The sequence below is a fragment of the Trichocoleus sp. FACHB-262 genome (assembly GCF_014696035.1).
Lineage (GTDB): Bacteria > Cyanobacteriota > Cyanobacteriia > FACHB-46 > FACHB-46 > Trichocoleus.
This window is the reverse complement of record NZ_JACJPK010000086.1, coordinates 407,395-431,937: the sequence shown is the minus strand read 5'-3', so window position 1 is coordinate 431,937 and position 24,543 is coordinate 407,395. Positions and strand designations below refer to the sequence as shown.

At 50.9% G+C, this 24,543-nt stretch carries 17 protein-coding genes; 9 read left to right on the top strand and 8 right to left on the bottom strand.

Features of this window, described 5'->3' with window-relative positions; all coding sequences use genetic code 11:
* Window positions 1-110: 110 nt before the first annotated feature.
* Entirely contained in the window at window positions 111-671 is a 561-nt protein-coding gene (locus H6F68_RS19475) for a phycobiliprotein lyase (protein WP_190561489.1), read from the top strand.
* 75 nt (window positions 672-746) lie between these two features.
* Here H6F68_RS19475 and H6F68_RS28575 read toward each other — a convergent pair whose 3' ends face one another.
* From H6F68_RS28575 to H6F68_RS19455, 4 genes are all read right to left on the bottom strand, one after another.
* A complete protein-coding gene (locus tag H6F68_RS28575) occupies window positions 747-1,757 on the bottom strand; it encodes a hypothetical protein (RefSeq protein WP_199300171.1) in 1,011 nt (336 codons plus the stop codon).
* A 203-nt stretch (window positions 1,758-1,960) separates the two neighbouring features.
* The gene (locus tag H6F68_RS19465; RefSeq protein ID WP_190561487.1) at window positions 1,961-4,852 is read right to left on the bottom strand and encodes a DUF3769 domain-containing protein; all 2,892 of its coding nucleotides are present in this window, start codon (window positions 4,850-4,852) and stop codon (window positions 1,961-1,963) included.
* 96 nt (window positions 4,853-4,948) lie between these two features.
* Window positions 4,949-5,065 carry a photosystem II reaction center protein I gene (locus tag H6F68_RS19460; RefSeq protein ID WP_190433921.1) on the bottom strand — a complete coding sequence of 39 codons (117 nt, stop codon included), beginning with the start codon at window positions 5,063-5,065 and terminating at the stop codon, window positions 4,949-4,951.
* Window positions 5,066-5,310: 245 nt separating this feature from the next.
* Window positions 5,311-7,161 carry a hypothetical protein gene (locus H6F68_RS19455; protein ID WP_190561485.1) on the bottom strand — a complete coding sequence of 617 codons (1,851 nt, stop codon included), beginning with the start codon at window positions 7,159-7,161 and terminating at the stop codon, window positions 5,311-5,313.
* Between the two features lie 113 nt (window positions 7,162-7,274).
* On the opposite strand from H6F68_RS19455, the gene H6F68_RS19450 reads away from it, so the two are divergent.
* From H6F68_RS19450 to H6F68_RS19440, 3 genes are all read left to right on the top strand, one after another.
* Window positions 7,275-10,475 carry an alpha-mannosidase gene (locus H6F68_RS19450; RefSeq protein WP_190561483.1) on the top strand — a complete coding sequence of 1,067 codons (3,201 nt, stop codon included), beginning with the start codon at window positions 7,275-7,277 and terminating at the stop codon, window positions 10,473-10,475.
* Between the two features lie 70 nt (window positions 10,476-10,545).
* Entirely contained in the window at window positions 10,546-11,937 is a 1,392-nt protein-coding gene (locus H6F68_RS19445; RefSeq protein WP_242065570.1) for an S-layer homology domain-containing protein, read from the top strand.
* A gap of 139 nt (window positions 11,938-12,076) precedes the next feature.
* Window positions 12,077-13,780, top strand: a complete 1,704-nt coding sequence (locus H6F68_RS19440; protein ID WP_190561481.1) for a TrkA family potassium uptake protein — start codon at window positions 12,077-12,079, stop codon at window positions 13,778-13,780.
* On the opposite strand, the gene H6F68_RS19435 is transcribed toward H6F68_RS19440, so the two are convergent.
* Window positions 13,777-14,649, bottom strand: a complete 873-nt coding sequence (locus H6F68_RS19435; RefSeq protein ID WP_190561479.1) for an MBL fold metallo-hydrolase — start codon at window positions 14,647-14,649, stop codon at window positions 13,777-13,779. The genes H6F68_RS19440 and H6F68_RS19435 overlap by 4 nt on opposite strands.
* Window positions 14,650-15,231: 582 nt before the next feature.
* Between H6F68_RS19435 and H6F68_RS19430 the strand changes: the two genes are divergently transcribed.
* Together H6F68_RS19430 and ftsH4 are read left to right on the top strand one after the other, a co-directional pair.
* The gene (locus H6F68_RS19430; RefSeq protein WP_190433933.1) at window positions 15,232-15,423 is read left to right on the top strand and encodes a DUF2949 domain-containing protein; all 192 of its coding nucleotides are present in this window, start codon (window positions 15,232-15,234) and stop codon (window positions 15,421-15,423) included.
* Between the two features lie 92 nt (window positions 15,424-15,515).
* On the top strand, window positions 15,516-17,399 hold the full coding sequence (gene ftsH4 / locus H6F68_RS19425; RefSeq protein WP_190561476.1) for an ATP-dependent zinc metalloprotease FtsH4: 1,884 nt from the start codon (window positions 15,516-15,518) through the stop codon (window positions 17,397-17,399).
* Between the two features lie 89 nt (window positions 17,400-17,488).
* Here the strand turns inward: ftsH4 and H6F68_RS19420 are convergent, their stop codons facing one another.
* The gene (locus H6F68_RS19420) at window positions 17,489-17,914 is read right to left on the bottom strand and encodes a hypothetical protein (protein ID WP_190434343.1); all 426 of its coding nucleotides are present in this window, start codon (window positions 17,912-17,914) and stop codon (window positions 17,489-17,491) included.
* A 173-nt stretch (window positions 17,915-18,087) separates the two neighbouring features.
* Here H6F68_RS19420 and H6F68_RS19415 point away from each other — a divergent pair, with 173 nt between their 5' ends.
* Together H6F68_RS19415 and H6F68_RS19410 are read left to right on the top strand one after the other, a co-directional pair.
* Complete coding sequence (locus tag H6F68_RS19415; protein ID WP_190433938.1) at window positions 18,088-18,465, top strand: histidine kinase; 378 nt, start codon at window positions 18,088-18,090, stop codon at window positions 18,463-18,465.
* Window positions 18,466-18,576: 111 nt separating this feature from the next.
* Window positions 18,577-18,816, top strand: coding sequence for a hypothetical protein (locus H6F68_RS19410; protein WP_190561474.1), 240 nt, complete (start codon window positions 18,577-18,579; stop codon window positions 18,814-18,816).
* A gap of 32 nt (window positions 18,817-18,848) precedes the next feature.
* On the opposite strand, the gene H6F68_RS19405 is transcribed toward H6F68_RS19410, so the two are convergent.
* Window positions 18,849-21,470 carry an ATP-binding protein gene (locus H6F68_RS19405; RefSeq protein WP_190561472.1) on the bottom strand — a complete coding sequence of 874 codons (2,622 nt, stop codon included), beginning with the start codon at window positions 21,468-21,470 and terminating at the stop codon, window positions 18,849-18,851.
* Window positions 21,470-22,525, bottom strand: a complete 1,056-nt coding sequence (locus tag H6F68_RS19400) for an ABC transporter substrate-binding protein (RefSeq protein WP_190561470.1) — start codon at window positions 22,523-22,525, stop codon at window positions 21,470-21,472. Before H6F68_RS19400 ends, H6F68_RS19405 begins: the two co-directional genes overlap by 1 nt.
* Window positions 22,526-22,870: 345 nt before the next feature.
* Here H6F68_RS19400 and ffh point away from each other — a divergent pair, with 345 nt between their 5' ends.
* Window positions 22,871-24,325 (top strand): signal recognition particle protein, encoded by a 1,455-nt coding sequence (gene ffh / locus H6F68_RS19395; RefSeq protein WP_190554604.1) that lies wholly within the window; start codon window positions 22,871-22,873, stop codon window positions 24,323-24,325.
* Window positions 24,326-24,543: the final 218 nt, after the last annotated feature.

Here is a 24,543-nt window from a genome sequence, read left to right as displayed (position 1 = left end):
CCAACAGCACTACAGCAATCAAGCGGAGGTTGATAAAATTTCTTCGTTTTGCACCTTAAACTTAGTAAAGATGACGATTAGAAATTGTGGGCAATAGGATCGTTTAATTCATGAATATTGTGGAGTTTTTCCAGCAGAGTGCTGGCAAGTGGTTTTCCCAGCGCACCAGTCACCACTTGGCTTTCAAGCAATCAGAAAGTGGCAAATCAGATATTGTGATTGAGATGTTGCCCAGCGATAACCCCGAAGTGGTAAAGCTGTGCGAACAATATGAAATTGATCCCACGCTGGCTCTCTGTGGTGCTCGCGTCACCTGGAACGGCACGATGGAATGGGACGAAGAAAAACACACTGGCTCCACAGTGTTGGTTCCGATCGCTGATCCAGAAAACCCCAAGGAAGGCAAGTTGTTGCGCGAAATGGGCTACGCCGAAAAGGCTCCTGTCGCAGGTCGTTACAAAATGGGCGACGACGAAGCCCTGACGCTGATTACCGAGTATGAATCTATGTACTCTGAAGAGCGCCTGTGGTTCGCCAGTCCCAACTTACGCTTGCGTAACAGCATCCTAAAGCGTTTTGGTGGTTTCAGCATGGCCACCTTCTGCTCAGAAATTCGTATGGGTGTCACGCAACCTCAGGCCGAAGCTGCCAACTCCACCACTAATACCTAATGGGTTAAGGGCGATCGTAGGTTAATTAGTAAATGCCCTCATCTAGGCATGATGTAGGGCAAGCTCAAACATTTTTCAGACCCGCTGACCCTTGGTTTCGCTAGGACTCAAGGGTTCGGATAGAGCGAGGGAGTTTTCTTGGGGTTGGGCTACGGCCTTGAGCTTGCTATAGAACTCAGAGGATTCCGGAGGCGGTACAAACTGGTGAATCGGTTCGGGCTTAGCTTGGCCTGCTTGAGTCATCTCTGAACCAGAAGCTTCGCTGCCTGTGATTGACAAGTCAGAGAGTAGGCGATCGGCTTCTTCTAGAACAGATTCTAGGGCTCCATCCGAAGCCATGTCTGACTCAACTGCCATTTCAGCAAGGTGGGAGCTGGAAGTTAGAGGCAATGTCGGGTTAGATAGAGCGTTGGATTCTGCAACAACTTCAGATTCATCGATGCTCGGCTCTAGCGCCATTGATATCGGCTCTGCGGCCACAGCATCCATTGGGGCATAGCTTGAGTTGGAAGCTGACGCGGCCACGGTTGGTTCGGAAGCATTTTCTAACCTAGTAGCCCCAACCTGGTCTGGTTGCTCCTCCCCAGCGACAGACGCAAGGTTTAGTCCTTCATTTTGGAGCGGTGGCGAGGAGATTGCGATGGAAGGCAACTCGGTCGCCGCTACCTTAACTGGAGCCGTAGATAGGTTGTCAGTCTGGGTGACCGCTGCGGGCAGCAAGTAGCGCCAGTGAGACTGGGGTGGAAACTTGGGGGGTGGCAAAGCCACAATTTCCCTTGCAGTAGCAGGTTTGGGCACTAGCACCTGCGGGAATTTACTGCAAACAATACGTTCAAATTCATGGTTGAAATGATAAAGCGGTTGCCCTCGACGTAGCCACAACGCCAAGATTTGCTCAACCGAAATCCCCTTGTAACGCCCTTGATACAAGGCTTCAATGACGGCTGAGCGTATCCAAAGCGGTTGGTAGATGCCTGTCCAAGCAGCCACTAATTCATCAGCAGTGTAGCCATTGAGGTCAAAGCTGTAGTGAATCAGCAGAGCCGCTGCATTTGCGCTCACAGAGTCTTTTACTGATTCTGTCATCTCAATTGTTTACTGCATCCCCCTTTCAAATTAGCTTAGGCAAACTGCGATCGCTTTTCGCAGGAGGGTGGGACCTAGGTCTAAGCTGATTGACAACGGATCTTCGGCCCCAACGCAGTCTACAAAAGTTAGCAGACTGGAGTAGCGACGGATTTTGCCATTAAACCGCAAATCGCCCTTAGATTCAAATGACTTAAGGAGGATTAGTCGTTGGTGGGCCGCACCACACCCCCCTCTACAGGGCGGATACCAGTGCCCGCAAAGGGTTCTGTTCCGCCGCTCCAGTTGAAGTCACTGATGCGTAAGCCAATGGAACCAATCGATAAAACTGGGTTGTAGCGTGCCGTCACTCCATAGGTGCGGCGGCTGTATTCTAAGATGTAATCCGTACTAATTTCATTGCCTGTATCCACATTGATTGCAGTTTGAAATCCGAGGCGGAATGGGCCGTAAATCTGCTGCAAAATCCCAGCGGAGACAACTTTATCATCCACGACTCGATCGAATAAGAAGGGAGATTGACCGCCGATCGCACTTTGCGAGTAGCTGAGATTGAAACCTGTGTAGTCAAAGAAGCGCCGAGAAAAATGACCTACCTGTCCTTGCAACCCAATCGTGCCAGTTAGAGTCGTTTGGCTGTCGCCACTGGTATAGCCGTTGGCAACGCCTCTGACTCCAGTAAATAGTTGCAAATAAGGCACTACCGGAGCGGGAGTATATCGTAGACCTTCGGTAGCAGTGGGCGGTAAAGCTTTGCCTTGCCAAAGGGAGAATCCTTTATTCAGAGCAGCGCTGGCCTCAAAACGTCCCAAGCTCAACCGATTGTTAGTACGATTGGCATCAAGTAAATCTAAGCGATCGCTATCAGCCGTGACAAATTGGGCTCCCGCTTGGTAGCTCAAGCTAATTCCGGTATTTCCCAAAGGCACCACAGGAGAAATTAAGAAAGCACCCAAACTGCTCTGCACATCCTGATAACCCAACGAGCCATTGAACAGGCGATCGCGATAGCTATAGTCAAGCGCTAAGGTGTGGTTGCCTGCGACTTGGAGTTGACGCAAACGCACATTAGCTCGTGCTTCTTCATCAAAATCGCTGGGATCTAAGCTGTTCAGTGTTACGGAGCTGGTCAGCGTGGTACGAGGGCTGAGATTAGCCGTCAACTTGGTTTTTAAGCCATACACAGAAGGATCAAAAATTGCACCATTACTGTCTGTTAGGGCTTTTTGAATAAAGAACTGAGGCGTGACGCTAAAGCGAATCTTCTCGTTAGAAATCGGCTCAAACGTACTTTGGACAAACAAGCCACCTCGATCTTCCTCGTCGTAGCCAAATTGTAGTAAGGCAGGATCGCGTTCCCGGCGATCGAGTATCACCCGCGATCGCAGCAGCGGCAGAGAGAAACGTTGGTCAAAGACTAGCCGAGGCCGTTTGGCTCTCACTTCATCCCGGAGTGGAGAAAGGTTAGTCAGTGTCGCCTCATCCGCGCGTAACTCCAATTCGGGGGGCGAGAACGGGTCATTGGTAATTCGGACATTCTGGGCTTGCCAACCTCTCGGGTTGAAGGCGATTTGCCCCGCCTCAAACCGCAGCCGCCGCACGGAGCCTCCCTGAACCGCAGTGGGTGCATCTTGACCTACACCTGTTCCTACATTGATTCCTCCAGGGCTAGAAACATTTTGAGTCGGCTGAGCTGCGGTAACGCGATCGCTCAACGGGCGGTCATAGGTGACGCCAGCACTCACATCCGTTGGCAATGTGGGGGTAAAATCGGTGCTTGCCGTCGGCAAGAAAATCTCACCCTTCGCACCTGCGATCGTGCCTGTGTTTTGCACAAAGTTGTACTCAAAGCGATCGCCGCGTAGAACTTGCTCGCCACGAGTGAGCGCTACGTTACCTTCAGCGACTGCCAGACGATTCGGAATATTGACTTGGAGACGCTCGGTATCGAGTACGGCTCCTCGAAAGCGCATCAAGACGTTGCCTTCAGCCGTAAACACCCGCCGCTGTTCGTCATATTCCTGGCGATCGGCACTGAGTTCGATCACGCCACTGGTGGCAGGGTCAGCACTGGACTGCGTACTAGGGCTGGGGGGCATGACCACAGGTGCCGATTGGGGTGGCACGACTGGCGGTGTGGATTCTGGTATGACTAAGGTCGGCGTATCCGATGTCGGCGTATCCGATGGAGAAACAGTAGGCTGAGGGCGAGCAGGCGGAGTGGCTGGGGTGCTTGGAGCAGCCGCAGGAGTAACCTCAGGAGTCGTTTCTTGAGCTGGCTGAGGAGTAGGTCGCTCTCTGACAGGTTGAACGGGGGGCTGCTCAGCAGGGGTGACTGGAGGAGGTGTTGGTTTTGCTGGGCTCAAGGAGGGCAGTTTGGGGCCAGAACTCGGCTTGCTATTGCTCGCAGGAGGCGTAGCCACAATCGACCAACCGGATGGCGCAGGCGGAGCGATCGCCACACCCGATGGGGCTGGGCTAGAAACTGGAGCTTTGAGTGGGCGAGTGGGTGCGATCGCCGCAGAGCCCGACCTAGCGGTAGAACGGGGACTAGATGAAGCCGTGAGGCTAGGAATGAAGGTTGCGATCGCTGTAGGTTGCTTGACTGCAACGCTGTTAGTGTAGCGAGGCGGCAGCACTGAAGCTGTAGCGTTGATGTGAACGTCAGAGTGGCGATGGTTAGCAGATTGGGCAGGCTCAATGAGTAAATCGGTCTCTGAAGCTGCAACCGATGTATCTCCAATCTCAACAACTTGAGGCGAGCCTAAGGCCGCAGCCGACTCAGCATTACTTTCTGCAGCAGGCGGGAGAGCTGGAGGAGCTGCTATCTCAGGTTCGGTCGCTAATACCGCAGGCGAAGCAGGCTCAGCGGAGGGCTGCTCAGCGGCAGAATTTTCAGGTGCAAAAGTTTCTGGTGGGGTAGGGGCGCTTAAGGTCCCTACCACGACAGACTGAGCAGCTTCAGAAACGTTTTCCGATGCATGGAATGCAGGCTCAAGTACCGTCGCTGCAACCGTCACTGAGGATTTGTGTTCCTCAGGCGGCAAGGAATTGATAATAGCGGGCGGCTCAGGGGGTAGGACCGGGTAGGGCATACTTTAGCAGAATGATTCCGACAAGACAGCCCGGACACGTTACCTCAACCGTCTCAGAGGCAATTCTATGGCCTGAGGAATGAATTCAGTAGCTGCTTATTCCAAATCCCGCCGACCAGGGTTGCGAGTAGGATCGCTGGATAGAAATCCAAACACAAATAAGCAGATAAAGAGTGTAACGACGATATAGACCACAATCTTGAGGGTTGCCATACCAGGACCTTGAGAGACAAGTCTCTCTAATCATATCGGAATGCTGCCTCAATTTTGAGTCTACTCAGCCGTCTTAGTAATCCTCAGTCTGGCTCCAGGCTTCAGTCAGCTTTGACGCCATTCCTGACTAGACGTTCCCAGCGGTTGAGACTAACCGATTTACAGCAGGGACTGCTTGGTTACATTAAGTCTTTTTGGGCCTTCCTACAACTAGGTAAATGTAATTACTTTCATCAGAGCCAAGACTACTTGCGCCACAACTGTTGTAACCATTGCCCTGCTAAGAGCATGACTTCTTCGAGCCAAAGCATGGCGCGATCGAGCCAGCCGAGAATCCGCTCTAGAGGATGCTTGACGTAACCAAGTGTAGTGGCTTCTGCCTCAATCCAGGTATTGCTGAGTTCGCCGTAGTCTTCAGAACGAGCCGCTAGCTCTGCACCGGACATGGTTAAGTTACTAGCGGTGAGCTGATCCCTGGTTGCAGTTGTGCCAGAGCCTACATGGGGCAATCCCGCTGACGTAGGGGTGCTGTAAGTTGCCCTACCTCCAAGGCTCTGCACCGGAGTCGCAGCAGTTGTCTGAGCAGATTGAAGATCTAAATCCTGGGATGATTTGAGAGTTGTCACGATCGCGTCACTATCGGCTCGTGCATCACGATGCCAGAATCGGTTGATTAGCCTGGCCCATAAATTCTTGGCCGTCGTCATGGGCACTGGCAGCCCTGGCGACAGAGGAGCGGGGGAAACGATCGCCTGTTCGGATAAAGCTTCGGATAAAGCTTCGGATAAAGCATTCGGGGCAGCCGGGGGGCGATCGCGGCTAGCACTTGGGATCTGACCGAAAACATCTTCATAGCTCAACCAAGGATCGGGGTGCCAGTCATAGTCGCCTGTCAACAAGCGATCGCGGTTGGCCTGATCCCCAGCCATTTGGGTTGAGTGAGATGGATTGCCTGTTACTGATAAGCCTAGATGGCGATTGCCAAAGAAATAGTCAACTGCCGCCCGCAGCAAACTTTGTAGTGGCATGGGTGCCGCTGCAACTTGGGAAGCCATCTCAGGGTCCACAGTAGAGCGGTTGAAGGTGGGGGGGAGCGAGACTAGCTTGGTTCGTACCGTGCTGAGTAGCCCTTGCCCTCGTTGCACCAACCCATCAGTCAGTGTCAGCACTGGCGGTAAGGAGTGAGCCTCTAGCTGAGCGATCGCTTGGTCGAGAGGCGCTAGCGCTTCGTAGGGAATGGGTGGAATAGGCAAGATTCCAGCCGTGAAAGTTGCAGAACTGCTAAAGTATGGCTCCCCTAAGTGGATGGGCTGAGCTACCGCAGTTGATTCCTGAAACCAGTTGAGCGCGATCGCCACAGGCCCAGTTTGCACCCAAGCCATCATCTGCCGCACCAACCGCATTGGCGGTGAAACTTTGGAGTCGTCGCTGGGAAGCGGGAGCGGGAAGCGCGATCGCTGGCGAACCAACATCTGTAAGTAGCGTTGATAGTGGCTGACTTCCCAAACAATGCGTTGGTAGAGCTGCTGTTGTTGCTCCAGCGTCAAAATATTCAGAATTTGGTTTTGGCAGGTGACTAAAACCAAGGTTCGAGTTTCTAGAGCTGTAGCCACCCCTTGAATCGCGATCACTGACTGCTGGCCTAGTGTGACTGAAGTCTTGGTCGCACCGAGGGTTGCAGCAGCGGATGATTGGCTAGAGCGCACCACAACCTGGCCCCGAGAGACCGCCAAACTGCTATTAGCTGCGATTGGCGGTACTACAACTTCTGGTAAGGCAAACGTTTCGACCACCTGTAAGACGTTACAAACCAGTTGGTTCACCGACGGTGGTTCTGAGCTTGCATCGCTTGCCACTGCCTGGGCTGCATCTAGAGAGGGTCGTTCAGTCTCAACCGAGGTTTGAATCTGCTTACCCACCAAACGGGTGGCTTGAAACATAGCGTAGAGCGGGTAGAGCAAAATTTGCGCTCCCCAAACCGTCGCGACTTTTGCATGTCGGAAGGCGCGATCGCACTGATCTACAAGCTCACGCGATTGCCGAGAGAAAAAGTTGAACAACCGACTTTGATAGCGACCAGAAGAGGCGGAGGACATGGCAGTTGTCAGCGGGCGGCTGCTGTAAAGTGAGGATGGTGTACAGGCTGCCACGGCGTAGCGACTTCAGCGTGAATCAGGCTGTACAGCTAGTGACCTGATTCTATCTAAAGATGGCTGACCCAGCGAAACTCCAAGCCCAAATCTCTGAGGCAATTACTCAACTTCGGCAACTCACGCAGCTTAACGTCCAGACAGGCTGGTATCTGTGCGAGGAGGATTTAGCGATCGCTGAGGCCAATCAACCGCAGCGCTGGCAGTCTTGGCCTTCGGTAACTCTCAATGCCAGAGAGCATGTTGCTTGGTCCCAGGGACGACAGGTCTTGTGGCTAGGTCAGAGCTTGCTGATTCCTGTTGACTTGCAAGGCTACCCGTTGGAGGGGCTAGTTTTGCGTTTGGCCCTGACTTGGTGGGCTGAATCTGCCCAGATTTTTGTCAATGGGCAGTTGGTGCAAGAAGGTGATTTGTTTGACTGCTCGGCCCGGATTTTGTTAAGTGCTGCGGCCCAACCTGGAGAGACCATCACCGTAGCTCTGCGCTTGGTTAGCCCAGGGCATGACGATGGAGCCTTGGTGCGATCGCTTTGCCTCTATGAAGTGGCATCTGGCTCAGCAACATCCAGTTCCGCAGCCTTGGGCGATCGCGTGGAACCAAGCTTCGTCGCTGATGAACTGGCGGTTCTCCAGCAGTATCTCACCGCTTTTGGGCCAGAGAAGTTGCCAGATTTGGCAGCGGCGATCGCAGAGCTGGATTGGGCCGCTCTGAGCCAGAGCGATCGCTCACCCAACCCATTTGACCAATCCTTGCAGCAACTCCGCCAAACCTTGCAGCCGTACAGTGATTGGATCAAGCAACGCCAAATTTGCTTGTTGGGTCATGCGCATTTAGATTTGGCTTGGTTATGGCCTGTGAGCGAAACCTGGGAAGCCGCTGAGCGCACATTCAAATCGGTGTTGCAACTCCAGCAAGACTTTCCAGAGCTGATTTTCTGTCATTCCACTCCGGCGCTCTATGACTGGATCGAAACCAACCGCCCTGCGTTGTTTGCTGCTATTCAAGCGCAAGTAGCAGCGGGACGATGGGAAACTTTGGGTGGCTTATGGGTGGAACCAGAACTTAATGTAGTCAGTGGGGAATCGATTGTGCGTCAAGTGCTGTACGGACAGCGCTACACCCAAGAAAAGTTCGGCCAAACTAGCCCAGTTGCTTGGCTACCCGATACCTTTGGCTTTTGCTGGCAGTTGCCTCAAATCCTGAAGCAAGGTGAAATTGAGTACTTCGTCACCCAAAAGCTGCGTTGGAACGACACCACCCAATTCCCCTACGAAGCCTTTTGGTGGCGATCGCCGGACGGCACCGAAATTTTCAGCTTGATGTCCGCTGCCATTGGCGAAAGCATAGACCCCATCAAAATGACCCAGCACGCCTCAATGTGGGAAGCCAAAACAGGCAATCTCGAAACGCTGTGGCTACCAGGAGTAGGAGATCATGGCGGTGGCCCGACGCGAGACATGCTAGAAATGGCCCGACGCTGGCAAACCTCACCCTTCTTGCCACAGTTGATATTTGCGACGGCAGAGGAGTATTTGGGGAAGGTGAGGAGTGAGGGGAGAGGGGAGAGGAGCCCCACCTGGAACGACGAACTTTACCTCGAATTCCACCGAGGCTGCTACACCACCCACGCAGAGCAGAAACGTTGGAATCGTCGCTGTGAACAGTTGCTTTACCAAGCAGAATTGTTTGCCTCATTGGCAACGCTGACGGCTGGCGTTGCGTACCCGAAAGCAAAGATAGAGGCAGCGTGGAAGAAAGTGTTATTTAATCAATTCCACGACATTCTGCCAGGGTCGTCCATTCCAGAAGTATTTGTCGATGCCAATCAGCTTTGGCAAGAAGCAGAGCAGACGGGACAGGAGTTACTACAGGCAAGCTTGCAGGCGATCGCCGCTTCCATTCACCTACCCAAACCGCCGCATCCTGATGCCCAACCGATTGTGGTGTTTAATTCCTTGAATTGGTCGCGATCGCAAGTGGTTTCGATTCCAATTCCATCGGGCACTGAATCAAGTTGGCAAGTACATAGCTCAGCGGGTGCAGTGGTGCCTTGCCAGGTCACAACCTATGACGAACAAGGCGAATCAAACCCCACCCTACTGTTCTGGGCAGAACAAGTTCCTAGCGCGGGATATTGCGTTTTCTACTTAAGTCCACAAGCCATCGCCGAACCTTCTATAGCCGCTTTGCCCGCTGATGAATGGCTTTTAGAGAATGCAGCTTTGCGCGTAACCGTTGATCCAGAAACAGGCGATCTAAAGAGTGTTTGGGACAAAGTTCAACAGCGAGAAGTGTTGGGTGGTGCAGGCAATCAACTCCAGGCTTTTCAGGACCAGGGGCAATACTGGGATGCTTGGAATATTGACCCCAACTATGCCCAAAACCTATTACCACCCACCAAGCTGCAATCAATTCAGTGGCTCGATCGCGGCATATTGTTACAGCGAGTGAGAGTGATACGGCAACTGGGCCAGTCGAAATTTTGCCAAGATTATGTGTTGCCAGCCGACGCTTCGGTACTCAAGATTGCTACCCAGGTTGACTGGCAAGAACGGCATGTGATGGTGAAAGCCGCCTTTCCCTTGACCGTGGCATCAGAGCAGGCCACTTACGAAATCCCTTATGGCGCGATCGCTCGTCCCACCAATCCTACAGAACCGAAAGATAAGGCCAAGTGGGAAGTACCCGCCCTCCACTGGGCTGATTTAAGCAGTGAAGACTATGGGTATGGGGTGAGCCTGCTGAATGATTGCAAATACGGCTACGATGCTCAACCGAATCAACTCCGCCTTACCCTGCTTCGGGGGGCAACTTGGCCCGATCCAGAAGCCGATCGCGGCCAGCATCAGTTTACCTATGCCCTTTACCCTCACGCAGGAACTTGGCAAACCGCCCAAACAGTTCGCCAGGGTTATGAGCTAAACATTCCTTTGCAAGCGATTTGGTTAGAGAGTGAGCGATCGCTACATTCCTCAATAACCACACTGCCCGCTGAAGGCCAGTTTTTAGATCTGCAATCTGAAAACCTGATTTTGAGCGCTTTCAAGCAATCTGAAGATCATCCGCAACAGTGGATTTTGCGGTGTTATGAGTGCCACGGCCAACCCGCCGAGTTAAGGCTAAAAAGTGATTTAGGCTTAGCGATCGCTCATCCCGTAAACCTTTTAGAGCAAGCGATCGAACCAGAGAACTCATCAGGAACGCTGCAATCCACCCGAATTGCTCCCTGGAAAATTGCTACTTTCAAAGTCTCTACCTAACCTAGAATACCTGTGTGGCTAGCTTGGCAAGGAGATTGGTGTGGTTGTTGCACGCAGAAGGCCAGTAAGGTTGAGTTTAGTTGCTGCTTTGGGGGTAGCAGTAAACGCGATCGCGCCATTTAGTGGCATGTCTAGTGCGATCGCCCAAACAACTGGTTTTAGTGATGTACAGCCAAACAATTGGGCTGCTGCTTGCATTGGAGAATTAGCGCAACGGCAGATCATTAAGGGATATCCAGATGGTCGGTTTCGTCCGGCTGACCCAGTGACACGAGCAGAGTTTGCGGCGCTATTGCGGCAAGGTTTTCCGAATCAACCGCAAGTCAGAGAGGCCATCGGGTTTGTCGATGTCCCAAGCAACTATTGGGCTGCCGCTGCCATTCAGGAAGCTTATCGCCGGGGGTTTCTTTCCGGATATCCCGATCGCAAGTTTATCCCGACTCAATCAATTCCCCGTGTCCAGGCTCTCGTGGCGCTAGCAAGTGGCCTAAAGTATGCAGCAACACAGCCAACAACAGCAGTTCTAAATGCAGCTTATGCGGATGCGGGAGCAATCCCAGACTATGCGCGCAACGCCGTAGCAGCCGCCACCGAGAAGAATTTGGTCGTTAATTATCCTAAAATTCAGCAGCTAGAGCCTACCCGCTTCGCTAGCCGGGCGGAGATCGCTACGTTCTTATGTCAAGCGATTCAGCCTGGATTAGTGCCAACGCAATATATTGCCAACACTCAGCAATTTTCGACGGAGACCAAGACTGCTGAGGAGGGAAATGTCCGGGTACAACTGACCTATCGACCCCGTGAGCCTTTAGCTGACAATTTTCGGATTCAAATTAGTCGCAGCGGTCAGACAGTTCTAGAAGCAGCAATACCAGTGGACGAAGGATTACAGCGCTTTTCTAATCTGGAAGTGCGGGATCTGGATGGCGATCAGGAACCGGAAGTCGTGGTGGATTTATTCAGTGGTGGCGCTTACTGTTGCACGTCTTCTTATATTTATGGCTACAATGCCACCCAAAACGCCTATCGGAACGTCAAGCAATTTTGGGGCAGTCCTAGCTACAGGCTAGAAGATTTAGACCAAGATAATTTGCCTGAGTTTGTCAGTGGTGACCCTCGCTTCGATGCTCAATTTACCGCTCACGCGGCTTCTGGGCTGCCAATCCAGATTTGGCAATATCGGCGATCGCAAATGCAGAACGTAACGCGCAATTATCCTAAATTGATCTACGAAGATGCCGTGCAACATTGGCAAAACTACACCTTTAGTAAAGACCTTGGAGCTAGTGCCACTCGGGGGTTTTTAGCGGCTTATTTGGCCGATAAGCACTTGCTCGGTCAAGGACAAGAGGGGTGGCAGTTGGTGCAGCAGGCTTATCCATACGACGATCGCCGCCAATATTTCATCGACTTAAGAGATTTCCTGCAAAAGAACGGCTACATCACTACCACGTCTCAGTAAGCGTGCCAAGACAAAGCATTCCAAGCCTCAAGAGCTGACAAATCAACATTTTGTAAACCCGTACTTTCAGCTACAGTCTTACGCCTGGTCCTAGCCAAGAATAGGAACTCAGACAGCTCTGCCAAGCTCCGGGTTCGCTATGGAATCTCGCATTATTGTTTGTGGTCTGGGTCGAACTGGCTATCAAATTTTCTCTTTGTTGCGACAACAGGGCATCCCAGTGGTTGGGATTCATGACCAACCACTAAGCTTCACCGATCCAGATGTGATTGTCGGGGACCTAAAGGCCACTCCCACTCTGATGGCTGCGGGCATTGAACAGGCGCATACGCTAGTGATTGCCAGCTCGGATGATGCTTTGAATCTGGCCATTTTAATGCAGGCTAGAGTCTTGAATCCTCACATTCGCGTGATCAATCGTTTGTTCAACACTAGTTTAGGCGATCGCCTTGACCACACGCTCACGCATCATGTCAGCCTCAGCGTGGCAGCTTTAGCGGCTCCTGTGTTTGCCTTTGCCGCGTTGGGCAGCCGAGCGATCGGGCAGTTGCGATTGTTTAACCAGACTTGGCCAATTCACGAAGAATACATTGATGAATACCATCCTTGGCAAGGCCGCAAACTCAGCGAGCTGTGGGATGAGCGATCGCGCATGTTGATCTATTACCTGCCTGCCGACAAACGGATGGACTTAGTCTCTGCGGTCATTCGAGGACAAGTTTTGCAAGTCGGCGATCGCTTAATTATTGGCAGTCAGCCGAATGCTAGCGTTCAAGCGGTGCGACGATCCTGGCGACAGCGTGGCACCAAGCTGGTGAATAACTTACGCCAATTTCAGCGCTACGGTCAGTCAATGGTTGTCGTCACCTTGGTTTTGCTAGTGACGATTTTGATTGCCACACTCACCTATGTTTGTTTCAATCGCCATACCTCCATCATTGATGCCCTCTACTTCTCCGTCGGCATGATTACAGGGGCAGGCGGTGAAGAGCAAGTTATAGAGCAGGCTCCTAACAGCATTAAAGTTTTTACCGCGTTAATGATGTTATTAGGAGCGGGAGTGATTGGCATTTGCTACGCCTTACTCAATGACTTTGTGTTGGGCACTCGCTTTCGCCAGTTTTGGGATACGGTGCAAGTTCCAGCTCATCATCACTACATTGTCTGTGGCTTAGGCGGAGTTGGAATTCAGATTGTGCAACACTTGCGGAGTTGTGGCTATGACGTAGTGGCGATCGAGCAGGATGCCAACTGTCGGTTTTTAAGCATTGCTAGAGCCTTGAAGGTACCAGTCATTTTAGGCGATGCTAGTTTACCGACTACGCTTAAGGCAGCTAACCTGGCTCACGCCTCTGCCTTACTAGCCGTGACTAGCAACGATACTGCCAATTTAGAAATTGCCCTCACTGCTAAGGGTCTAACTCCCAAAAGTACTGCGATCGTGCGTTACCAAGATCCCACCTTTGCCCGGATGGCCCATCAAGTATTTGGCTTTGAAGCCGTCCTCAGTCCCACAGAACTGGTAGCTCCCACCTTTGCCGCCGCTGCTCTAGGAGGCAGAATTCTAGGCAACGGCATGACAGGGCATAGTCTGTGGGTGGCGTTGTCTACCTTGATTACTTCTGGGCATCCTTTTTGCCAGCGAGTTGTTAAAGATGCCGCTATGGATGCGGATTTCGTCCCGTTGTATCTAGAAACCGGGCAACGCAGAGTGCATGGTTGGGACTTACTCAACACCTGCCTTCAAGCGGGGGATGTTCTGTACTTAACGATGCCTGCCACTCATCTCGACCAGTTATGTTCTGTCCCAGCCCCAGAAATGTCAGAAGTGATGGTGCATTAGACCGTAGCCATCCAAGCTAAACATTTTTGCATCTGCTGCTGCATGGTGGCGCGATCGCTGTGGTAGCGACGACCATGCCCAGGCAACACCCACTCAAAGTCATATTTAGCTAACTTGTGCATCGATTTCACCAGTTCTGGCCAGGAGTACCAGCACACATCCCTAAAAGCCACTAACTGCTGCCGGGACTCAGACCAAGCTAGATGATCGCCTGTGAACAAAAACCTATGGTCGTAGAGCAGAACGGTATGACCTTTCGTATGCCCTGGCACAGGAATAATCAGCAAATCAGGAGCTAGTTGCACAGGTTCCGCACCTTTGAGCTGGATTTCGACATCCTGCGTCCCATGATTAATTTCATCTTGGTGCAAAATGCGATCGCAGCCAAAGTGGTCATGAAACTTACGATGGTCGGCCACATCATCTCGATGGGTTAGGTAGAGATAACGCACGCCACCGAGTTCTTCCAGTCGCTTTACCAATGGCGGCGCAAATCGGGGAGAGTCTACCAACACGTTGCATTCGGGTCGCTGAATTAAGTAACTAGCAGCTCCATAGGAGCTTTCTGCGTGGTAGCCACAGTGATACACATTGGCTTCTAACTGAATTGGGAAGCTGTGCTGAGCGGTTTTAATATCTGTCGGCTTTGCAACTGTGCCAATCGATGCGGTGGGGCAAGACAATAGGGCTTGCATGGCCCGCAGTCGCTCAGTTTCATCGACGGGTTGGTGATAGACTACTGACTGCTCATCTTCGCGATGAAACACTTCTGGGGTCATCCAACGGCAGGTATCGCAGTCAATACAAGTCGTATCAACATAAAAATCACCGTTGATATTTTGAGGGTGACGCTGCTGCAAATGAGCCATAATGGCACCTCACCGGGTCGGGTTATCTCTAGGCTAGATGGTGGGGTGAGGTTTGTGGGATGAAGGATTGCTGACGAAGCAAGCTGAATCTTAGTGACACACTTGAGAACCAAGCCCTTGAGGGCACCTGCCCTCAAACTCCCGCTGAGGGACGGTTGCGTCCCCCAGGCCCCCTCCAAACGAGGCTAAGTGTGAGCGTTTCGATTCTTTAGATTCTCTTACTCCTACCATCTATCTCCTCTCCCTTCGCTCCTGACTTCTGACTCCTCACTTCTCTTCCCTCACTCCTCACTAATGAAAAATGAGAGACCTGTTTACAAATTCGCTACAGGAACCTTAATTTCTCAGTTCTGTCTCTTGGATGGGAATAGGACTGATCTTGAGGAAGAGTCGAGGGCTATAGCTGCTACAGTACATTGCAGTTCAAGCAAATATCGGAGCTGAAGTACGGAGATCCCCTCTGCCTTTGTGCTCCTGAAAGGCAACTGTTTCTTGTATAATTCAGCCATCAATTCTGAAAAATACTTTTCAATACTTAATATTTTTCTTCACATTCTTTAACAAAAACTCGTAAAAACCGTTATGGAAACTAGAAGATTGGCCCGATTGATTAAATTTTTGCGAGAGGAGTTGGCAGTGCCCGCCGCCGCGATCGCTATTGGGTTACGCCATCGGGAGCAAGATATGAGCCAGCTACCGATGATTCTTTGGCAGTATGGGTTGATCACCCTTGACCAGCTCAATCGCGTATTCGACTGGATGGAAACGGTATAGCGGATAACCACCCCTTCAGCAGGTTTACCCGAACGCTCTTTGACTTCTAGAATTCAAGCAATTGCTTTAAGAGAATTCAAGAGCTTTCAGAAATGCCAATTAAAAAAGATCAGCCTCAAGCTCCCCGTTCTCGCCAAATTGGCAATATCTTGCTATTGCTATCAGGCTTATTTTTGTTGGTAAATCTATTTTTCCCGACTTTATTTGCCTCCCAAGTACCCCGAGTTCCATACAGTTTGTTCATTCATCAAGTTGATGAACAAGAAGTCGCTAGAGCTTCTGTAGGCCAAAACGAAATTCGCTATCAGTTGAAAGGAGAAGGTGACCAACAGGGTCAAGTTCTCAGCACTACGCCCATCTTTGACCTCAACTTACCTAAGCTTTTAGAAGAAAAAGGAGTTGAGTTTGGTGCGACTCCACCACCTAAGAATGGCTGGATCGGCACCCTCGTCAGTTGGGTGATTCCCCCGCTAATCTTCATCGGCATCTGGCAGTTCTTTATTGCTCGGAGTGGTGGTGGCTCTCAAGGCGGCGTGTTGTCCATTGGCAAGAGCAAGGCCAAAGTTTATGTGGAAGGTGAGTCTGCCAAAATCACATTTGCGGATGTGGCAGGCGTAGAAGAAGCCAAAACTGAACTGGTTGAGATTGTGGACTTCCTCAAGACTCCCGATCGCTTCCTGCAAATTGGTGCTCGCATTCCCAAAGGTGTGTTGCTCGTCGGCCCTCCGGGTACGGGTAAAACTCTGTTGGCGAAGGCAGTTGCAGGTGAAGCAGGTGTGCCTTTCTTCAGCATCTCTGGTTCTGAGTTTGTCGAAATGTTTGTGGGTGTCGGATCTTCCCGTGTCCGCGACTTGTTTGAGCAAGCCAAGAAACAAGCGCCTTGCATCATCTTTATTGATGAATTAGACGCGATCGGTAAGTCCCGTGCCTCTGGTGGTTTCTACGGTGGCAACGACGAGCGCGAGCAAACCCTCAACCAGTTGCTCACTGAAATGGATGGCTTTGCGGCGGGTGGCGCGACTGTGATCGTGCTAGCGGCAACCAACCGTCCTGAGAGCTTAGATCCAGCGTTGCTACGCCCAGGCCGTTTCGACCGTCAAGTGTTGGTCGATCGCCCAGACTTATCGGGTCGTGAAGAAATCCTCAGTATTCACGCCAAGAAGGTGAAGCTAGGCCCAGATGTGAATTTGCGAGCAATCGCCACTCGCACTCCTGGCTTTGCGGGTGCTGACTTAGCTAACTTGGTCAACGAAGCTGCTCTCCTAGCGGCTCGTCAAAATCGTCAAGCTGTAGCGCAAGAAGATTTTGCGGAAGCGATTGAGCGGGTGGTAGCGGGCTTAGAGAAAAAGAGCCGCGTCCTCAACGAAAAAGAGAAAAAGATTGTGGCCTACCACGAAGTCGGTCACGCTTTAGTTGGTGCTCTTATTCCTGGCAGTGGTCGCGTAGAAAAAATCTCGATTATTCCACGCGGTATGGCAGCGCTGGGTTACACCTTGCAGCTTCCTACTGAAGATCGGTTCTTGATGGATGAAGGAGAACTGCGCGGTCAAATTGCCACGTTGTTGGGAGGTCGCTCTGCTGAAGAGATTATCTTTGGCAGCATTACTACAGGCGCTTCCAATGACCTCCAACGCGCTACCGATTTGGCAGAGCGCATGGTCACAACCTACGGTATGAGCAAAGTTCTCGGGCCGCTCGCCTATGACAAAGGTCAGCAAGGCATGTTCCTAGGGGGCGAGGGCATGAATCCTCGCCGCATGGTGAGCGAAAAAGTGGCCGAAGAGATCGATCGCGAAGTTAAGGACATTGTTGAAACGGCTCATCAACATGCCCTCGACATCTTGAACCAAAACCGAGACTTATTGGAGGCGATCGCCACTCAACTCCTCGAAACAGAAGTGATTGAAGGCGAAACACTGCACAAGCTCTTAAGTCAAGTTAAATCAGCCGACAGAATCCCTGCTGGTGTTGCTTAAGGCTTTTCTAGTTAGCTAAACCCAATAACTGATTAGAGGCTGAACTACCTAATTCTTGGTAGTTTAGCCTTTTTCTGTAACCACCAGTTCTAGCTGGAATAGTTGAACAGTTCTAAGATCTCGCGGCAAAATCCTTTTAGTTCTTGAGCAATTTCGGGCACAGGCTGAGTCGTTCCTTCAAACGCCCAGTTTTCTATCGTCGAAAGCCGCCACTGTTTACCTTTATGGTCGAACCCGACTGCTTCCACCCCGATCGCTCGCCGAATTTTTGTCAGCGGGTCTTGATACAACCGGATTTGCACCAAAATACTGCGACTTTGAAACAAACGACTGCGCCCCGGAAAGTGAAACCCAATGTCAATTGAGTCCGGGTCTACTAAGTCCCTGGTATCGGAATCATTCGCCCAAGGCTTGAGATCAGCTCTGGCATCAGGAAACTTTAGCTTAAATAAATTAACCACCGTTGCGATTTTGCTGGCGGTTTCAAGGTCGAGGGCCTGTTCGGCTGCGTTCACCTGAACCACTCCTTCCGACATACCAAAGGGACGAGAAACAATAGGAACTTGGTAAGTAATGGTGCCAATTGTTCATCAATGGGCAGACTGAACTTGGCAAAACTGCGATGCTAGGTTCATTTGCAGCTCTGTATATAAGCAGTTCAACGCCGAACTATCAGGAGTTCAACCACATGGCTACACCCTGTCACATCATCGTAGAAGGTAATCCAGCAATCATCTACGCCAGTAGAGAAGGAACTCCCACGAAAATTTTGCCTCGGCTTCAGCCTTTCTTAGCAAAATTTTGGCAGGAAAGAGACAGCTCTGGAGAATACTGTGATACGCCAGAGTGTTTGGTAGCTCAGTTGGTCGTGAGATTTGGGTATGAAATGTGTGAGGATGACTTCTCCCATCTACGCGTAGGGCTCACCTATCGCCCAGAAGTTGATTACCTTTACTACATTGCTACCAACCGCACTGTACGTATCTGGGTTCCTAGCGCAGCTTATCGCAGCACTCCCAGCTTAGGTCTCCAAGGCTGCGAGCTGCTAGTCAATGAATTTTGTTAACTACTACAAAAATAATTCTGTCAGCATAGCCTTCTGAGTGCTCTTTATGACCAAAGGGACAGGGCTCTAGAGCAGTAGCAAGTTTACATTTAAAAATAAAACTTACTTGCTATGTTTTCTGAGTCGCCTTTAGTCCAAAAACTCTACGAGCGTCTTTCCCACAAAATCAAAGTTGTTTCTCAAAATATTGACGACAAAGTTCAGAGCGCCATTACAGACCGTGCTAGCGCTCCCTCTGATAATCTGAATCCACCCACTTATTTGGATGAAATGCTCATCCTACAAACCCTCAAGACCATTGAGAGTAAAGCCAAGAACAAGATAGAACAGTCTGACAAATCTTGGTCGTAGTATCGCGATCGCCCACAAACCAAAAGCCATGCCTAGGTTTGGCGCAAAGGAATTTCAATCAAAAACTCGGTGCCTTTTCCTGGGGCAGAGTTACAGTGCAGTACTCCCCCATGTTTATCAGTCACAATCTGGTAACTAATTGACAACCCCAATCCTGTTCCTTTGCCGATAGGTTTGGTCGTAAAGAAGGGGTCAAATAATCGCCGTTGATCAGCTTTAGCAATGCCAGGACCATTGTCAGCAATCCGAATTTCAACGGATTGGGAGCCTAGCTGGCGGGTATGAATTGCAATCGTTGGGGTTTGCGGAGGTTCAGAAGCTGGAGTTTGGCTATCCTCTAAAGCATCGATCGCATTGCTGAGCAAGTTCATAAAGACTTGGTTGAGTTGCCCCGCATAACACTCGACGAGCGGCAGATTTCCGTAATCTTTGACCACTGCAATCTCAGGGCGATCGCTCTTGGCTTTGAGCCGATTTTGCAAAATCATTAAGGTACTATCAATACCTTCATGGATGTCCACCGCTTTCATCTCAGCTTCGTCCATGCGGGAGAAGTTCCGCAGAGACAAGACAATCTTTTGAATGCGATCTGCGCCTACTTTCATGGAAGCGAGAAGTTTGGGCAAGTCTGCTAGCAAGAAATCAAGGTCAATTGCTTCTATTTCCTCAGCAATTTCAGGAGTAGGATGCGGGAACTGTCGCTGATAAAGCTTCAATACCCCAGTCAGGTCCTGAATGTACTCTCCGGCGTAGTTGAGGTTGCCGTAGATGAAATTCACGGGGTTGTTAATTTCATGGGCTATGCCTGCCACAAGCTGGCCTAGGCTGGACATTTTCTCGCTTTGTACCACCTGAGCTTGGGTTTGTTGCAGTTCACGCAGCGTTTGTTCTAGCTCTTGCGCCTTCTCTTGCAGTTCGGCGCTAGTCTTTTGCACTTCCGCGAACAAGCGGGCATTATCCAGCGCTGTAGCAATTTGCCCCGCCAAGGTATTGAAGGTTTCTAAATCCATTGGGCTGAAGCGATCGCTCTGCTTATCCTCAATGTTAAGCACGCCTAGCAAAGAGCCGCGCGTCACCAAAGGCACCACAACTTCGGAACCTAGAGTCGCTGAGTAGACACCTTTTACCTCAGGGGTAGAGTCCGCCTGATTAACACAAATAATCTTTTGGGTACGAGCGGCAGTGGCAATCAAGCTTTCATCATCATCTAAAGCAATTCGAGTCGGTTGCCCCAGTCTCGTAATATCTTCCTGGCTAGACTCAACTTCCTTATACAAAACTTGTTTATCAGGGTTGAGCAAGTAAATTTGGATGTAGTGCAGGTGGAAACGACTTTGCATCAGAGCGATCGCTTCTCGTAACAAGCGTTTGGGGTCTAAGACGACCCGCGACAGCTCAGTGACAGCCCCCGTCACTTGTTGGCTCACTTCTAGCTCTTGCGTTCGTTCCTCCAAGTTTTGCAGTAGCTTACCCACCTGCTCAGCCATTTGGTTGAAGCTACCTGCTAGCACCCCAATTTCGTCTTCGGTCTGGATGGTACTACGAGCTTTCAGGTCACCCGCCGTAAAGCTGGTAACGATGCTAGTCAGCCCAATTAGGGGTTTTGTGAGCAATTCACTGAGGGTAATGGCAGCGGCTGCGACTAGAACGGCGATCGCGATCGCCAACAACAGAGTTGCCCGGATTTGAGCTTGGATAGGCCCTAGAAACAAACTCTGTGACTCAACAAAAACGACCGACCAAGGCTGAGTTTTTAACTTCGTCACCGCCGCTGAATTTAACTCATCCCTATTAACGGCTAAAGGAGTTGTAAAGAAAGCAGATTGATTAGTATTTTTAAGTCCCTGCTCAAACGCTGGCAGATTAGTCGCTAGCTCTGCTGGAGTTCCTTGGGGTAATCGTCCCGCTGCTTGTAGAGCTTTGACTTGTGCAGCAGGCAGGGGCGTAACTGACTTAAAAACCAACTCCGGAGCATAGCCTTGCGCTAAACGAACCTGGTTCTCGTCTAATAAAATTGCAAACGAGCCTTTGCCGCCCGCCACTAGGTCACTATTTTGCGCGACTAATCTTTGAATGGCATTGGCGTTGTAACGCACTCGTAAAATGCCGATCGTCTTGCCTAGCGCATTACGGATGGGACTCGTGAAATATAAGCTGGCTACTCTATCACTGACTGAATATTGGATGGGCGAAACGTAAGGCAAACCAGTTTTGAATGGTTGCTGGAAGTAGGGACGGTCGGTTTCGCTAGTGCCTATATTGACTGTGTAGGTGTCAACCACATTTTGCCCTTGTACGTCGAGTAAGGCATAGGACAAGATGTTAAGGGTATCTTTACGGCCTAAGGCGAGCAGGGTAGTTTCCACCTCAGTTCGCATAGCTGGTCTCTGTGCAGCAGGCAGACTGAGGTACTTGGCTAGAACAGGGAGCTGGGCTTCAACTCGGACTGCATCAAGATTGGTTTTGATGAACGAATCTAGGCTCAGGGCCGTTTGGGAAGCAGCGCCCAAGAGAGCCAAGTTAGCATTATTAGTCAGAGCTTTTTGGGTCGATCGCTGGTTCAGCAGGGCCAAGATTAAGATCGGTAATAGCGCGACACCCAAAAGCGAAAAAATGAGTTTGCTACGCAGTGTGGAGAATTTGAGAAAGTTCATTATGGCTGTTCCTGACTGAGCGCCTGCACAAATGAGGGAACAATTAACTTCTCAACTTCGGGGGCAGTACTCAATCCACCAGTACGAATAAAGAAGTCAGCATACAACTGAGCTGTGTAGTAAAGAGACTCGGTGGTGGTGCCGGGGGTCAGTGCTTTGAGATTTTTGGGTAGCGTCATCAACTGCACCCCTGCGGTGGAGACATCTGCTGTCTTGAGGTTGAGCGCTTGGGCGATTAAGGCTGCTCCTTCTTGAGGATGCGTTAGCCAGTAGTCCTGAGCCTGAAACCAAGCCTTCATAAAGGCTTTTAGCTCTTGGGGGCGATCGCGAATCACTGAGCTGTGAAACACAATGCCACTGGGAATCAAGCCTGGTGTTTCCTTGCTAGTAAACAGAGTATGAGCACCCGCTCGAACGGCTTGGGTCGCATAAGGGTCCCAGGTGTGTCCTGCTTGAATATCGCCGCTTTGCAGTCGAGCGGGTACTGACTCCCCTTCCATATTCACCAGAGTAAAATCATCGGATGTCAGGTTGTGAGCTTCCATTAACTGCCTGACAAACAACTCGCCAAAATCCCCCAGCTTGGCTCCAATTCGCTTGCCCTTCAGGTCTTTCGCACTGGTAATTTCAGGCTGAACCACTAAAGCATCAGAACCCGCAGACTGATCGGTGAGCATGACCATTTGAATATCTGGGTTTTGCCCGATGATGCCCATTAAGCTACCCATTGCCAGTGTCACCCCATCGGTTTGGCCTGCACTGAAGTTAGAGATCGGTTCTAAATAGTTTTCAGAATAAACAGGTTCAACGTTCACGCCTTGCTCAGCAAAAAACCCTTTCTCTTGGGCAATTACCATCGGGAAGTACCCAGGCCACAGACTATAACCCACTTTTAGCGGCGGTTGATTCGACTGTGGTGTGACTGAAGTAGAGCTGTGACAAGCAACGCACAGCAGCATACTTAATAGAAATAAACTTAGAAGCTTGAGAAAGTGGGCTTGAACTTGACGCAAGGAGATCACCTGAATAAACCGTAGGGCCACCAAGCTGCTCATGCTCGGTTAGAGCATCACTGGCGATCGCTGAGTTCTCCCGTAAACCCACCAGCTTTTTAGTGACCTAATACCTAGTTTTTCCCATTTAATTCAGGGCTATAAGCCCAGAGGCAAGGATATTTATCAGCCATGTTGCTGATCCTGCCAAATTAAGCCCACGATCGCGGCTGTAGAGCCCCGCATGCAAAGATGAAAATTGCCGGTCTAAAGCATGGCAATAGTATTTTCGACGAATTCTCCACCCGACCTGGAGCGAAAACGATTAATCTGGATAAGTGGGAAAGCAACAGTTTGCTTCTAAACGCACCTCTGGATTGAAGACTCATTATCTGAAGTCATTAAGTTATGTTTGACGCGCTCGCTGAACGCTTAGAATCTGCCTGGAAAACCCTGCGGGGTCAAGACAAAATTTCTGAATCGAACGTTCAGGAAGCCCTGCGGGAAGTTCGTCGCGCTCTTTTGGAGGCGGACGTCAACCTCCAAGTGGTGAAAGATTTTGTTGCAGAGGTGCAGACCAAAGCCCTAGGCGAAGAGGTGGTCGCTGGCGTTCGGCCTGACCAGCAGTTCATCAAACTGGTTTACGACGAGTTGGTATCCGTGATGGGGGAAACCAATATTCCCCTGGCAGAAGCTAGCCCAGCGCCCACCGTGATTTTGATGGCAGGTCTGCAAGGAACGGGTAAAACCACTGCGACCGCTAAACTGGCTTTGCATCTGCGTAAAGAGAATCGCAGCACCCTTTTAGTGGCTACCGACGTTTACCGCCCTGCCGCGATCGACCAGCTCGTCACCTTAGGTAAACAGATCGAAGTGCCCGTGTTTGAACTGGGCAAAGATGCTGACCCCGTTGAAATTGCTCGCCAAGGGGTAGAAAGAGCCAGGGCAGAAGGAATTAATACTGTCATTATCGACACTGCGGGTCGTCTGCAAATCGACCAAAACATGATGTCGGAGTTGGCGCGCATCAAAGAAACCATTCAGCCTCATGAGACGCTGCTGGTCGTAGATGCCATGACAGGGCAAGAAGCCGCCAGCTTGACTCGCACGTTCCACGACCAAATTGGCATTACTGGGGCAATTCTCACCAAGATGGATGGCGACACCCGGGGTGGGGCAGCCCTCTCAGTTCGCCGCATCTCTGGTCAGCCCATCAAGTTTATTGGGGTGGGGGAAAAAGTTGATGCGCTGCAACCCTTCTATCCAGATCGGATGGCTTCCCGAATTCTGGGCATGGGAGACGTGCTGACCCTGGTAGAGAAAGCCCAGGAAGCCGTGGATCTGGCTGATGCCGAGAAAATGCAGGAGAAAATCCTCTCGGCCAAATTCGACTTCACTGATTTCCTCAAGCAAACCCGCTTGTTGAAAAACATGGGTTCCTTGGGTGGCATCATGAAGCTGATCCCAGGCATGAACAAGCTGAGCAGCGAGCAACTCCAGCAGGGAGAAACCCAGCTGAAGCGGGCTGAGTCGATGATCAACTCCATGACGCCTGAGGAGCGCAAAGACCCTGATTTGTTAGCGGGTTCTCCTGGCCGCCGTCGTCGTATTGCTCGTGGTGCGGGTTATGCCGAATCGGATGTAGCCAAGTTAGTGGCCGATTTCCAGAAGATGCGATCGCTGATGCAACAGTTGGGACAGGGCCAACTTCCCATGCCTGGGATGTTTGGTGGGGGACCGTTCGGCGGCGGGCCTGGCTATGGTGGCAACCAACCACCACAACCCGGTTGGCGTGGCTATCCTGGGGGAGCTCCTACCAAGAAAAAGAAGGAGAAAAAGAAAAAAGGCTTTGGCAATCTGTAGCAATTAGCATTGGGCAACTAACTATGAGCAATGAGCCTTTCGCGCGTTAGCACTTAAGTCACCCAGCCATCCATAAGAGTCTCAAATAATCTGAGCGCAGTAGCGGGTGAGTCCAGGCAAATGATATGATGATCAATTCAGTAGTGCTTATTGTGTAAAGCCTGATAGGCGATCGCTAAAAGCTCATAGCTATTAGCTTTAAAACTTGTAATTCCCTA

Bases quoted from the DNA above. Each gene is read 5' to 3' on its own strand.
- H6F68_RS19475 (WP_190561489.1), top strand. From the start codon at position 111: ATGAATATTGTGGAGTTTTTCCAGCAGAGTGCTGGCAAGTGGTTTTCC.
- H6F68_RS28575 (WP_199300171.1), bottom strand. From the start codon at position 1,757: ATGACAGAATCAGTAAAAGACTCTGTGAGCGCAAATGCAGCGGCTCTG.
- H6F68_RS19465 (WP_190561487.1), bottom strand. From the start codon at position 4,852: ATGCCCTACCCGGTCCTACCCCCTGAGCCGCCCGCTATTATCAATTCC.
- H6F68_RS19460 (WP_190433921.1), bottom strand. From the start codon at position 5,065: ATGGCAACCCTCAAGATTGTGGTCTATATCGTCGTTACACTCTTTATC.
- H6F68_RS19455 (WP_190561485.1), bottom strand. From the start codon at position 7,161: ATGTCCTCCGCCTCTTCTGGTCGCTATCAAAGTCGGTTGTTCAACTTT.
- H6F68_RS19450 (WP_190561483.1), top strand. From the start codon at position 7,275: ATGGCTGACCCAGCGAAACTCCAAGCCCAAATCTCTGAGGCAATTACT.
- H6F68_RS19440 (WP_190561481.1), top strand. From the start codon at position 12,077: ATGGAATCTCGCATTATTGTTTGTGGTCTGGGTCGAACTGGCTATCAA.
- H6F68_RS19435 (WP_190561479.1), bottom strand. From the start codon at position 14,649: ATGGCTCATTTGCAGCAGCGTCACCCTCAAAATATCAACGGTGATTTT.
- H6F68_RS19430 (WP_190433933.1), top strand. From the start codon at position 15,232: ATGGAAACTAGAAGATTGGCCCGATTGATTAAATTTTTGCGAGAGGAG.
- ftsH4 (WP_190561476.1), top strand. From the start codon at position 15,516: ATGCCAATTAAAAAAGATCAGCCTCAAGCTCCCCGTTCTCGCCAAATT.
- H6F68_RS19415 (WP_190433938.1), top strand. From the start codon at position 18,088: ATGGCTACACCCTGTCACATCATCGTAGAAGGTAATCCAGCAATCATC.
- H6F68_RS19410 (WP_190561474.1), top strand. From the start codon at position 18,577: ATGTTTTCTGAGTCGCCTTTAGTCCAAAAACTCTACGAGCGTCTTTCC.
- H6F68_RS19405 (WP_190561472.1), bottom strand. From the start codon at position 21,470: ATGAACTTTCTCAAATTCTCCACACTGCGTAGCAAACTCATTTTTTCG.
- H6F68_RS19400 (WP_190561470.1), bottom strand. From the start codon at position 22,525: ATGAGCAGCTTGGTGGCCCTACGGTTTATTCAGGTGATCTCCTTGCGT.
- ffh (WP_190554604.1), top strand. From the start codon at position 22,871: ATGTTTGACGCGCTCGCTGAACGCTTAGAATCTGCCTGGAAAACCCTG.